The organism is Microcoleus sp. D2_18a_D3, assembly GCF_036702455.1.
GTDB lineage: Bacteria > Cyanobacteriota > Cyanobacteriia > Cyanobacteriales > Microcoleaceae > Microcoleus.
The window spans coordinates 19,589-32,492 of sequence record NZ_JAUBTK010000016.1 but is presented as its reverse complement, the minus strand read 5'-3'; the positions used below and the strand labels follow the sequence as shown (position 1 = coordinate 32,492).

The 12,904-nt window shown below is 44.5% G+C and carries 11 protein-coding genes and 1 tRNA gene; 9 read left to right on the top strand and 3 right to left on the bottom strand.

From position 1 onward, the window contains the following. Positions 1-32 precede the first annotated feature (32 nt). From QUB06_RS10150 to QUB06_RS10115, 8 genes are all read left to right on the top strand, one after another. Entirely contained in the window at positions 33-245 is a 213-nt protein-coding gene (locus QUB06_RS10150) for a DUF2839 domain-containing protein (RefSeq protein ID WP_333038618.1), read from the top strand. Positions 246-370: 125 nt separating this feature from the next. Next, a tRNA-Val gene (locus tag QUB06_RS10145) sits at positions 371-442 on the top strand. Positions 443-568: 126 nt separating this feature from the next. Beyond that, on the top strand, positions 569-1,369 hold the full coding sequence (locus QUB06_RS10140) for a TIGR04255 family protein (protein ID WP_333435186.1): 801 nt from the start codon (positions 569-571) through the stop codon (positions 1,367-1,369). A gap of 4 nt (positions 1,370-1,373) precedes the next feature. Then, positions 1,374-1,778, top strand: coding sequence for a hypothetical protein (locus QUB06_RS10135; RefSeq protein WP_333144121.1), 405 nt, complete (start codon positions 1,374-1,376; stop codon positions 1,776-1,778). A gap of 6 nt (positions 1,779-1,784) precedes the next feature. Next, positions 1,785-2,396 (top strand): hypothetical protein, encoded by a 612-nt coding sequence (locus QUB06_RS10130; protein WP_333435185.1) that lies wholly within the window; start codon positions 1,785-1,787, stop codon positions 2,394-2,396. A 173-nt stretch (positions 2,397-2,569) separates the two neighbouring features. Further along, complete coding sequence (locus tag QUB06_RS10125) at positions 2,570-3,511, top strand: DNA polymerase beta superfamily protein (protein ID WP_333435184.1); 942 nt, start codon at positions 2,570-2,572, stop codon at positions 3,509-3,511. A 119-nt stretch (positions 3,512-3,630) separates the two neighbouring features. Continuing rightward, complete coding sequence (locus QUB06_RS10120; protein WP_333435183.1) at positions 3,631-3,768, top strand: hypothetical protein; 138 nt, start codon at positions 3,631-3,633, stop codon at positions 3,766-3,768. Between the two features lie 88 nt (positions 3,769-3,856). Beyond that, on the top strand, positions 3,857-4,618 hold the full coding sequence (locus QUB06_RS10115; protein WP_333435182.1) for a DNA polymerase beta superfamily protein: 762 nt from the start codon (positions 3,857-3,859) through the stop codon (positions 4,616-4,618). A 184-nt stretch (positions 4,619-4,802) separates the two neighbouring features. Here QUB06_RS10115 and QUB06_RS10110 read toward each other — a convergent pair whose 3' ends face one another. After that, positions 4,803-5,495: a hypothetical protein gene (locus QUB06_RS10110; RefSeq protein WP_333435181.1), complete on the bottom strand. Its 693-nt coding sequence runs from the start codon at positions 5,493-5,495 to the stop codon at positions 4,803-4,805. Positions 5,496-6,124: 629 nt separating this feature from the next. Continuing rightward, positions 6,125-7,879 carry a precorrin-3B C(17)-methyltransferase gene (gene cobJ, locus QUB06_RS10105; RefSeq protein ID WP_333435180.1) on the bottom strand — a complete coding sequence of 585 codons (1,755 nt, stop codon included), beginning with the start codon at positions 7,877-7,879 and terminating at the stop codon, positions 6,125-6,127. Positions 7,880-8,098: 219 nt separating this feature from the next. On the opposite strand from cobJ, the gene bchH reads away from it, so the two are divergent. After that, entirely contained in the window at positions 8,099-11,962 is a 3,864-nt protein-coding gene (bchH, locus tag QUB06_RS10100) for a magnesium chelatase subunit H (RefSeq protein ID WP_333435179.1), read from the top strand. 89 nt (positions 11,963-12,051) lie between these two features. On the opposite strand, the gene QUB06_RS10095 is transcribed toward bchH, so the two are convergent. Then, the gene (locus QUB06_RS10095; protein ID WP_333435178.1) at positions 12,052-12,708 is read right to left on the bottom strand and encodes a COP23 domain-containing protein; all 657 of its coding nucleotides are present in this window, start codon (positions 12,706-12,708) and stop codon (positions 12,052-12,054) included. Between the last annotated feature and the right edge of the window lie 196 nt (positions 12,709-12,904).

The following is a 12,904-nucleotide window of genomic DNA, read 5'->3' as shown; positions in this document are numbered from 1 at the left end:
CCAGTTGAAATCTAATTTAGTAGACAAAGATTATGGGTGAAGCTAAGCGTCGCAAAGAGTCGATCGGCGACGAATACGGTAAAGAAGAGCGCATCGTTCCCTGGCTGCCAATCACGAAAACCCAAAGCGAAGATTTTGTGAAGTGGACAAGTCGCGGTAGCTGGATCGGGATTAGTCTTTTGGTGGCTTGGTGGATTGTAGTGCGGTTTGTCGGCCCCTCGGCGGGTTGGTGGCAGGTTAACTGATGCCAGACTCGACAAATGCCTGTATTCTTGGCATTGTGTCGAGTTCAACTCGGAAACAAGCTGCTGAATTTTTAGGAAAATTTTAGTTGCGAATCTGGATTTGGTATGGTATGGTAATTATCTGCGGGCAATTAGCACAGTGGTAGCGCACTTCCTTCACACGGAAGGGGTCACAGGTTCAAATCCTGTATTGCCCATATTTTTAAGTTGTAAATTTGATTGGGAAAAGGCGATGGCATCTATCCTGAATGTAATTCTGTTTGGAAGTAAGTTAAGCTAGAGTAATAGACGCTCTTCAAATTGGTAATGGATACTTTGAAAAAATGAAGCTCCCAAACTATGAAAGAGTAATTTATGAGGACAGCCCCCTAATTGAGGTTATTGCTCAACTTAGATTTCCAACTATCCTGAAAATAGCCAGCCAACAGCCTGTAGACTTTCAAGATAGTATAAGGTTTGAATACCCAATTTTTGAAACTTCTAGAAATTTGCAGATCCCGGTTGAGCTATCTAATATTTTAACCCAATTTACCTCTAATTTTACCAGTGACTTGACTTCAATTGACTTGACTTATCAATTTAAGTCAGAAGACTTGAGTTGCCAGATATCTTTAGACAAAAACTCTATAACGCTTGCTACGACAAAGTATGAAAGATATGAAAATTTTAGTGATAAATTTAAACGCGCTGTAGAACTTTTTGAAAAAATATATAATCCCTCTTTTTATTCACGAACAGGACTAAGATATCGTGATTTAATTATTAGGTCAAAACTAAATATCAAAGACAAAGAGTGGCATGAATTAATACCGCAACATATTGCTTCTGAACTGTATACACCAGAAGTAGCAGATTCAATTCAAAACTTTGTTAAAAATTTACAGCTAAAAACTGAATTCGGTCAAGTTAATTTTAATCATGGGCTTGTTAACGTTAGGGACACAGAAAGAGGTATAGATGAAACAGCTTATTTATTAGATACTGATTTTTTTACTGAGGATAAAGTAGAAAGGAGTGAAAATGCCTGGAAAATACTCGATAACTACAACCATACAGCCAGAAATCTCTTCCGCTGGGGTATCACGGAAGAGTTGCACAGAGCAATGCGACCTCAACCAATATAATCCTATGCACGTAACAACTGGTGGTACTCAAAGCAAAAATATAATTGGACAAAGGTATGAAGTTTTACCCACTCCTGCTCAGACGCAGTATCGGCACACATTAGCATCTGCTACTCCTAGCTTAAAAATCGAAGTTTCCATCGAACCACCTATTAGTGGTGAATGGTTTGGTCAATTCAATCAAAACACGATCGCTTGGGTTAAGTGCTTAACGCTACTCAATCTGCTTTTTGCTAAGACTCCAGAAGGATTGCAAGAAGCATCTGACGTGCTTGAACAAATGGTGGAATATTATAGTGACTGTCGGTCTGATTTAGGACAAACTACCTTACCTCAAGAATTAGGATTACTTACTGGTAGCGTATTACCTAGCGAAGTCAGACCACCTTTAGTCCTAGATTTTGAGTAGCTAACCATGCGTAAACCTTGGATTTACAGAGCCTCGAATGACAAAGAGGCTCTTAGACAAGGGGAAATTCTGACTGGACTTATACAGATTAAACCAGTTCCAAGTGAATCTTCTCCAAACCTCGATCAAATTCAGTACCTCGATCAAATTCAGTTTAAACCTATTGTTCATCCTTATGCAATTATTGTTACTCAAAACTGTGATTTAGATTGGGACTATAGCGCTAGGCAAAATCGAGATAAACCTAATAAGTTATTAAACTCTATACTTTTTTGTCAAGTATATACAGCTCAAGAAATTCGCTCCAACAAAACAGTTCAGCTAAATTCAGCAGATTGGAATTTAGTTAAATCTAATCGTTATCAGCAATACCATTTTTTGGAAAAAATACCTCTAGAACGTGAATCATCTCAGGAAGGCATACCAGAACTAACAGTAGATTTTAAAAAAATTTTTGCGATAGATGCTGATTTCTTATACAATCAAATAAATAATAATTTTGCTAAACGACGTGCTGTGCTTGAAAGTCCATATTTAGAAGACTTTTCACATCGTTATCATGACTTTCATGGGCGTGTAGCACTTCCTGCACAACATGAAAGTGAAAAGGGGGTATAAGCTAAAGCGAAAAATTAAGCAGCGAGAAAATTAGAGAACTTTTTGCTTTTTCGCTAAACAGAATTCTGTATGTAGCTGTACTTTTCCGAATTGCTATAAATTCTCGCTTGATTTTTGTAGTACAAATACACTACACTAACATTGTAGCTCGTGTCCCCGGAGGAGGTTCCCTCATGGCAAATGCCAATATTCCTCAAAATTTCAACTTAATCATCCCCGCAGGAACCCAAATTGTCACCAAAATAGAGGTCAAAAACCCCGCCGGCGACCAATCTTGGAAACAGGGATTAGTAGGTGTCATTGTTCAATCGCCTACGGACAATTCCCACGCATATTTAGTCAAACTCCCAGACGGAACAGAAGTTAGTTTGCGGCGGCACGAACTCAGCATCCGCAAGCAGTTTCAGAGCGAAGGATTGCAGTCAGGAGGAGACTTTCTGGCAGAATACAACCTCTATGATTCTGTAATTTACCGCTGCATTCTTGGTTCGAGAGCTTATGGTCTTGATAACGAGCAATCCGATACAGACAGACGCGGGATTTACCTGCCGCCTGCAATACTTCATTGGTCGCTTTACGGCATTCCAGAACAATTGGAAAACAAGGAAAATCAGGAATGCTATTGGGAACTGCAAAAGTTTCTAGTTTTGGCACTAAAAGCTAATCCAAATGTGCTAGAATGTTTGTACACGCCTTTAGTAGAAACTGTTTCTCCTGTAGCACAAGAATTGCTGGAAATTCGGGAAATCTTTCTTTCTCAATTGGTTTATCAAACTTACAATAGCTACGTTTTATCTCAATTTAAAAAAATGGAGCAAGACCTCCGCAATACTGGGGAAATTCGTTGGAAGCACGCGATGCACTTAATTCGCTTGCTGCTGTCAGGAATTACTGTCCTCAAGGAGGGGTTTGTACCGGTTCGCGTGCAGGATTATCGATCGCAACTTTTATCTATCCGCAACCAAGAAATATCCTGGGATGAGGTGAATCGCTGGCGGTTGAGTTTGCACGGTGAGTTCGATCGCGCTTTTGCTGCAACTAAGTTGCCGGAACGTCCTAATTACGAGAAAGCGAATCTGTTTTTGATTGAAGCGCGTAAAGGTGCGATCGGCTAAAAGGGGCGGGTTTACGAGATCATTAATTTGAGACATATATGGTTGGTAAAACCCGCATCTACAGGTATTTGCGATTGTTTAACCGGAATTGAAATTAGCATTGATAAAATGTTGAAAAAATGACAGAATACATCTCGAATCTCGCCCAAATTATCTCCGTTCAACCTTACCCGCTACTGTTTGCGACTGTCAGCGGTTCGCACTTATACGAGTTTCCTTCGGCTAAAAGGGGCGGGTTTACGAGTTCGTTAATTTGAGACATATATGGTTGGTAAAACCCGCCGCTACAGGTATTTGCGATTGTTTAACCGGAATTGAAATTAGCATTGATAAAATGTTGAAAAAATGACAGAATACATCTCGAATCTCGCCCAAATTATCTCCGTTCAACCTTATCCGCTGCTGTTTGCGACTGTCAGCGGTTCGCACTTATACGGCTTTCCTTCCGCCGATTCTGACTTCGACTTGCGGGGAGTACACATCTTACCGCTACCGGAAGTAATTGGACTGATTTCTGCAGAAGAAACAATCGAAGTTTCGGATGTTCGGGATGGAATGCAACTGGATTTAGTAACTCACGATATCAAGAAATTTTTTGAGATGCTGTTGAAGCGCAACGGCTACGTCTTGGAACAACTGTATTCGCCACTCATAGTTTACAATACAAAGGAACACGAGGAATTAAAGGCTATTGCCTCAAACTGCATTACCAAGCACCACAGCCACCACTATCTTGGTTTTGCTAAAACTCAATGGAAATTGTTTGAGAAAGAACGCCCGCGTCGGGTTAAGCCGCTTCTGTACGTTTATCGGGTGTTGCTGGCGGGGATTCACTTGATGCAAACGGGGGAAGTTGAGGCGAATTTGGTGAAACTTAACGAGAAGTTCCAGTTGTCGTATATTCCTGATTTGATCGATCGCAAGCTGGCTGGGGAGGAAAAATCTGTGCTGGAAGATACAGATATTGAATTTTATCAGCAAGAGCGCGATCGGCTAATTAATATATTAGAAGAAGCAAGTTTTACAAGTCATTTGCCGTCAAATCCTAATGCAAAAGTTGCTCTCAGCGATTTTCTGGTAAAGGTGAGGATGTCATCTGTGAACTAAGCTGTTCCACCTCTAATTACTCTTTTGGTGCAGCAAGCACCCTAAATATTAGTCGTTTCGTGCGCCGAAGATCACAGAACCTCCAGTAGAGTACACATCAGTATCAAAGAAACCGGGTTTTTTCTCCTGAGCAAAGGCCAGAATGCAGTATTTTTGTCGTCCATTAAACCCGGCTTTAAGTGATTTACCTTAATAGATTTGTGTTTGCTGCTTCGCTAAGGGCAGGGACGCCGATATTTTGATGAGCGGTAACTTGTGAGTGTTTTCCTGGTATGTAAATATTCCAACTTACCCCGCCTACATATGTCTTGATATATGAAATCAAGGCGTGGATAAATACAACGATGCCCAGCATTTCTAATGACTCTTCAATGGTTGTTACTATCACGTAGGATACATTCTCCGCTCCCGTGGTAGAAGCTAGGTATCCCCCTGGCATTTCCATCCCCATTGCTCCTCCAATATAAAGAGCGGTTGCTGCAACAAACAATTTTTTTGTAGAAACAGGAAGGTGGAACAGAAACTTACTGTAGGAGAAGAGAAATATCGCTACTAGAAAACCGATCGGCACAATCCAAGTAAAGTAAAGAACTCCTGTGGCCTTTAGCAGGCTTCGCATCGGGTCAATAAACTTTTCGTGCAATTGACCAGCTTCGTCTAACGATAAATATAAAAATATGAAAGATAAAATTTTCCAGTGCTGCTTGTAGCGATCGCTATCCAAATTTTTCACATGGGCGATCGCACCCAGCAAGAGAGAACTAAACAGCAATGCCAAAGATGAGTATATAGCTGGAATGTTCCCCTCGCCATCAACGTTGAATGCCATTGCCAAGAAGTCTCTAGACGGGTAATCCGGCAAGAAGTACAGGCTCATCCGACTTAAGAAAGAGAATACAACTAGACAGGTCACCACTCGAAGCAAAAATTGGGTGACAGCCCCAGGAGTTAGGGGAATTTGGAATTTCATGTTATCTTAACCGTTATCTTAACCGTTATCTTAAGCTTTGTTTAAGGTAATCTTATCAAACGATAAAAAAAATTCGGTCTACCCAAAGACGGAGAAGACTCCTCCTGGTGAAAGTCCTCTTTTTATAACCGTAGGATGATGGTAAGATTAAGGAATTTAGCAGAGTTCGATCGCCCTAAATTTTATTCTGCTATATAAAAGTTTTTTTGTTTCTTGAGAGGTAAATTAGATATCTCCCAAAATGAAGCTAAAATCCTTACTACGGTTGAGTCGATATCTAAATTCGATCGATGTCTGGGAGAAAAACTCGGTTTCAAGAAGCCCAGATTCCTCAATACAGAGAATTTCTCTAATCAAAGACGATCGCATCTCAATTGAGAGTGACAACTATGAGAGGAAATAACAGGTCGATCGCGATCGAGTGATGCCGCATCATTTGTTAACCTAGACTCCCCCCAGCGAGATCAAAATATCTCCTTGTCACAGTCAATTAGCTTTCAGTCAATTGCTTATTTCCGAAGTTTTCGCTGCTTTACTTATTTTTCATACCTGCGCGGCGTGTAAACCCAAACATCTCCATATTTGCGGGGAATAATCCGAGTTTGACTCGAACCAACAATCACTAAAGTTCTCATGTCTGCATCTTCCGGCTGGAATTCACCGAGGGTGCAAACGCGCACAGATTGACCGGGCCGGCCGAGGTTTCGCCCCAATATGACGGGGGTTTTAGGATCGCGAGTTTGCAACAAAATCTCGATCGCCCTTGCGAGTTGCCAAATCCGCTGTTTCGAGATGGGATTGTAAAATGCCATAACTAAATCGGCAGCAGCAGCCGCGGCAATGCGCTGTTCTATGACTTCCCAAGGCTTGAGAATATCTGAAAGCGAAATCACGCAAAAATCGTGTCCGAGGGGTGCTCCGATCGCAGCAGCGGCCGCCTGCATGGCTGAAATGCCCGGTGCCACCCGAATATCAATGCCTTGCCATTCGGGTTTGGCATCAAAGTCGATCGCCTCAAACACCGCTGCTGCCATCGCAAAAATACCCGGATCTCCCGACGAAACGACGGCGACAGATTTTCCTGATGCTGCTAAATCTAGGGCAAAACGGGCGCGATCGATTTCTTCGCGGTTGTCGGAATCGTGCCGCTTTTGTCCTTCGCGCAGGGTTCCGGCTAAGTCGAGATAGAACTTGTAACCCACCCAATCCGTGGCTTCGCGCAGAATTTCCTTAACTTCCGGGGACATCCAGGGCGCGCCTCCGGGGCCGGTACCGACGATCGCCAGTTTGCCGCGACTAACTCCGATCGCCCTAGCATCTAAGGGTTGGGTGGCCAGGGCGATCGCGCAATTGAATGCGTTTGGGCGATCGTAGCCGACTACTTGACTGTGTGCACCTGCTGCTGTCAGCGCGATTTGTGCGGCCTGATTTTCGATGAATTCAATAGAGTTTAATTCGACAAGTTCCGATTGATTGAAAAAACGGACGGGAACTTGAAATTCTTCTGCAACTGCTTGTAATGCCGGATTTCCCATCTCATCTTTTAAGGCAAAAAATCCAGCAATTGCAGTGGCAGCTAAATTTGTTTTTGCCACTAATTCCCGCACGCAAGACACGGCTATTTCCGGCTGAATATTCGATAGGTTCGCGAGGGCAACTGCTGCAATTTGCGGATGGTAAACCAAGCAATCTGGCGCTGGCAAAACTGCTTTTTCGGTGACGCGGATCGTCAATTTTGCGTCGGGGGCGATCGGCAAATTGCTCTCGGAAAGCCAGCTTGCAGCCCCTTCTAAGCGTACTTTTGCCCCGGCGAGCAAATTTGAAATAAAAGTTTTCGCGTCCTCTGGATTCGCTAAATAATAGCCTTGGGGAGGACTCAGCAGCGCGGTGCGAAAGCGGATATCTCCGGTTGTGGTAATTGCAGGTTGTACGCCGAGGGCTGCTGCAATCTCTCTGGCCAAATCATTAACGCCGTGCAAACCGCCCAGCAGCGGTACGACGGCGCTTCCGTCTTCGGCGACGGCTAAAACTGGCGGTTCGGCGCGTTTGTCTGACAGCAGCGGGGCGAGGGTGCGGATGATAATTCCGGCGGCGCAGATGGCGATGATTGGGGTTTCTGTTGCAAATAATTCCCGCAATGTTTCGCCGAAGTTGCTAAAGTTGATGTCTGTGTTGGAAGTGCGATCGATTAAACCGTAAATCTGGGAACCGGGGAAATGGGCGGAGATTTTTTTGGCGATCGGCAGGCTGTTTTGACCTAAGATAACTATTGCGGGAGGAATTCGATTCACGGTTTTAATTATGTGTGTGTTTGGAGTGGTTTGATTATTTTAATTTTTTGTTACTTTCAGAATAAATATTTGACTAACCGCGAAGGCGCGAAGGACGCGAAGGAAAAGTAAGAAGTGAAGCAAGTAGTTTTTCTGTTTTATTAGTGGCACAGGCATCTTGCCTGTAATTTTCTGCAATTAGTCTATCATTAAAAGAAGCAAATATTTCGAGGTAGGGCTGTGAAACGCATTGTCTTAATTGCAGGGTTTGAATCTTTTAATGCTGATTTGTACCGCAAAGCGGCTGAGTTGGCTGTTGGCGGCTGTCAGGGATTGGAAGTACGGGTTTTTAGCGATCGCGCCCTCGCAGACGAACCCGACGCTGTAGCAGCCGCCCTCTCTAATGCTGATGTGTTTTTCGGGAGTTTGCTGTTTGATTACGATGCGGTAATGTGGCTGCGGGAAAGGGTGCAGAATATTCCGATTCGCCTGGTTTTTGAGTCGGCTTTGGAATTGATGAGTCTTACTCAAATCGGCGCTTTTAAAATTGGCGACAAACCGAAGGGAATGCCGAAGCCGGTTAAGTTTATTCTGGATAAGTTCAGCAATGGGCGAGAAGAAGATAAGCTGGCTGGTTATATTAGTTTTTTGAAGGTTGGGCCGAAGTTATTAAAATATGTGCCGGTGCAAAAAGTGCAAGATTTGCGAAACTGGCTGATTATTTATGGTTACTGGAATGCAGGCGGGGCGGATAATGTGGTCTCAATGTTTTGGATTATTGCCGAAAAGTATTTGGGGCTGAAAGTTGCAGAAATTCCGCCGCCTGTGGAAACTCCCAATATGGGTTTATTGCATCCTGATTATAATGGTTATTTTGAATCGCCTCGGCAATATTTGGATTGGTATCTCGGTAATCAAACCAGTATGGTGCGTCGCTATGAAGAATCTGCAAATCAGGTCGAAAATCTCTTGGCGACGCACCATACAAGGGGCGGGGAAGATGCCCACCCCAGAAAATTTGAGACCAATTGGTCTCAAAAAGTGGAGGGAGGAAAATCCCCAGTTGTGGGCATCTTGCTTTACCGCAAGCACGTTATCACCAAGCAGCCTTATATTCCTCAATTAATTCGCTATTTTGAAGATGCGGGAATTGTGCCTTTGCCGATTTTTATCAATGGCGTTGAAGGCCATGTGGCGGTGCGGGATTGGATGACGACTGCTGATGAAACTGCGCGGCGAAAACAAGGCAATATTGAAACTCTTTCGCTTTCTAAAGATGCTGTGGAAGTTGATGCGATTGTTTCTACTATTGGCTTTCCTTTGGTTGGTGGGCCTGCTGGTTCGATGGAGGCGGGGCGTCAGGTGGAAGTTGCTAAGCGCATTTTAACTGCTAAAAATGTACCTTATTTTGTGTCCGCACCTCTGCTGATTCAGGATATCCATTCTTGGACTCGTCAGGGGATTGGAGGTTTGCAAAGTGTGGTATTGTATGCTTTGCCTGAGTTGGATGGCGCGATCGATCCTGTTCCCCTGGGCGGTTTGGTGGGTGAGGATATTTATCTGGTGCCCGATCGCGCGAAACGCCTGACAAGTAGAATTAACAATTGGGTGAAACTACGTCGAACTCCGCCATCTGAAAGGAAAATTGCGATTATTCTCTACGGGTTTCCTCCCGGTTACGGTGCGGCGGGTACGGCTGCTTTATTAAATGTACCGAAATCGCTGCTAAATTTCCTGCACAAACTTCAAGCAGCAGGTTATACAGTTGGAGAAATTCCGGCTGACGGTGAGGAGTTAATTCGCAGGGTGAAAGAGGCGGATGAAGCTACTTGTGACGGGCAAGATGCCCGTACCACAAAAGAGACTGTTAATGTCAAAACTTTAGAAAAATGGCTGGGCTATCTGTTAACAAGTCGTATCGAAAAACAGTGGAAATCTTTAACTGGTACGGGAATTAAGACAGACGGCGACGAGTTCCAAATCGGCGGCATTCAACTGGGGAATGTTTGGATAGGTTTACAGCCGCCGCTGGGAATTTCTGGCGATCCGATGCGCTTAATGTTCGATCGCGATTTGACGCCTCACCCTCAATACGCTGCTTTTTACAAGTGGCTGCAAAATGATTTGCAAGCTGATGCTGTGGTTCACTTCGGAATGCACGGGACTGTTGAATGGTTGCCCGGTTCTCCTCTGGGAAATACTGGCTATTCTTGGTCGGATATTTTGTTGGGAAGTTTGCCGAATCTTTATATCTATGCTGCCAACAATCCCTCGGAATCGATGTTAGCAAAACGGCGCGGTTACGGTGTTTTGATTTCTCACAACGTGCCGCCCTACGGCCGCGCGGGCTTGTACAAGGAATTGGTGGCTTTGCGGGATTTGATTGCGGAATATCGGGAAGATACGGCCAAGAATTATGTGCTAAAGGAGGCTATTTGTAAGAAAGTTTTAGATAGCGGTTTGGAGGCTGATTGTCCGTTTGATGAGGCTCGGAAGTTGGGTATTGCTTTTAGTTTTGAAACTGTGGGAATGTTCAGTGCTGATGCTTTTAACCGCTATTTGGTGAAGCTTTACGAGTATTTGCAGGTGGTGGAGTCTCGCTTGTTTTCTTCTGGTTTGCACGTTCTCGGTGAACCTCCTAATTCTGAGGAAATGACCTCTTATCTTGAGGCTTATTTTGGGGATAAATTATCACAGGAACAGGTGCGGGAACTGGTTTTTGAAGAAAATGAACCGCAGAGGCGCAGAGGGCGCACAGAGGAAGAGGAAGAGGGGTTTGGTGAGGTTTTTGAGGAGGGCTTGTTAGTTAGGGATTTGTTGTTGCAAACGACGGATGAGTTGACTAATCTTTTGCGGGGTTTGAATGGGGAATATATTCTGCCTGCACCGGGTGGGGATTTGTTGCGGGATGGGGCTGGGGTGTTGCCAACTGGCAGGAATATTCACGCTTTAGATCCTTATCGGATGCCTTCTCCGGCTGCTTATGAAAGGGGGCGCGAAATTGCTCGGAAAATTATTGAGAAGCACGTTGAGGAACATGGGAATTATCCTGAGACTGTGGCGGTGATGTTGTGGGGTTTGGATGCGATTAAAACGCGGGGCGAATCTATTGGAATTCTGCTGGAATTGGTGGGGGCTGAACCTCTGAAAGAAGGTACTGGCCGCATTGTTCGCTATGAATTAAAACCGTTAGCTGATGTTGGTCATCCCCGGATTGATGTGTTGGGAAATCTTTCGGGTATTTTCCGAGATAGCTTTGTGAATATTATTGAATTGCTGGATGATTTGTTCGTGCGGGCGGCGGATGCTGATGAACCGGAATCGGAGAATTTTATTCGCAAACACGCTTTAATTTTGCAGGGACAAGGTGTGCAGAATTATTCGGCAAGGTTGTTTTCTAATCCGGCTGGGGATTTTGGTTCTTTGGTTAATGACAGGGTTGTTGATGGCAGTTGGGATTCGGGGGATGAGTTGGGGAAAACTTGGGAAAGTCGCAATGTTTTTAGTTACGGGAGAAAGGATAAGGGGGAAGCGAGGCCGGAGGTTTTGACTCAGTTGTTGCAAGGGTGCGATCGCATAATTCAAGAAATTGATTCTGTTGAATACGGTTTGACTGATATTCAAGAGTATTATGCGAATACTGGCGGTTTGAAGAAAGCCGCAGAAAAGCAGCGCGGCAAAAAAGTCAATACCAGTTTTGTCGAAAGTTTTTCTCAGGATACAACTCCTCGCAATTTAGAAGATTTGCTGCGCTTGGAATATCGAACTAAGTTGCTAAATCCTAAGTGGGCTAACGCGATGGCCAATCAAGGTTCGGGCGGCGCTTATGAAATTTCGCAGCGGATGACGGCGTTAATTGGTTGGGGCGGAACGGCTGATTTTACTGATAGTTGGGTTTACGATCAGGCGGCTGATACTTATGCTTTGGATGAAGAGATGGCGAAGAAGTTGCGGGAGGCAAATCCTGAAGCTTTTCGCAATATTGTCGGCAGAATGTTGGAGGCTAACGGGCGGGGTTTTTGGCTGCCGGATGCGGATAAGTTGCAGCAGTTGCGCGAGTTGTACGAGTTAACTGATGAGAAGATTGAAGGGGTGACAGTGTAGTTTTTTTAATATAAATATTTAGGGGCGGGCTAGAAGCCCACCCCACAATAGTTTCAAAATTTGTCAGGTGCAAGTTAGAGGCGTGGCTATTAAATCCCCCGATCGCCCTGCGGTTTTGCTACAGGAACTGACGGTTTATTATTGGGAGAATTAAAAGCTCGATCGACCATATCTCCAAAGGGAACAAACTGCGGTGCAGCCGATGGAGCTCCTGTTCTGAACGTTGTAACTGGCCCGCTGCCGTCTTGGGCAAAGTTAATCAATCTCGTTAAAGCATCACCGGGATTTTTAGCATTGCGCTTGTCTAGGGTGAACAGCAGATTTTGAGAGTTGCAGCGCCCCTGTCCGTTCACGTAACAAACTACGGGCAAGTTATTAACAATTCCTGTTGTTAACTGCAAGTTGCTCAATCTTCCGCCATTCTGGGCAACAGCTTTGGTCAATCTATTGGAAACAATTTGGCAGCGCTGCCAAGGTGTATATTCGCGGCCGAACTCGGTAGATTTCCACAGAATCATCGGATCTGTTGTGACATTTCCCCGGCGCGCAATTGTGACAAAATTCCGACCGGAAGTAACGCACTGAAATGTTGTTCTAGTGTTATTCCAGTTGCTCGTTGGAGCTGCTTGCACTTGGCTTGCAAAGGCGACAGTACCGGCGAACACTAAAGCGGATGCTAATAAGGGTGCAGTGAATTTCATAATAACTCCTGCCGCTAAGGCAGCTAAATTTATGTAGGAAGTCATAGTTGTAGGAACAGGGCAGTTGCGTGTTCCTACCTATTCAGATTCTGCTGGTTGGCTGTCGCGCCCGGATATTTTTCAAATCTTAAATTAGGTTAGTTGCACCTCATATCTGTAGGTACAGGGCACTGCTGTGTCCTTGTTTCAAAACTTGGGAACGCGGCTTTAGGGAGACGGCCCTGCCGTGTCCTTGTTTCAA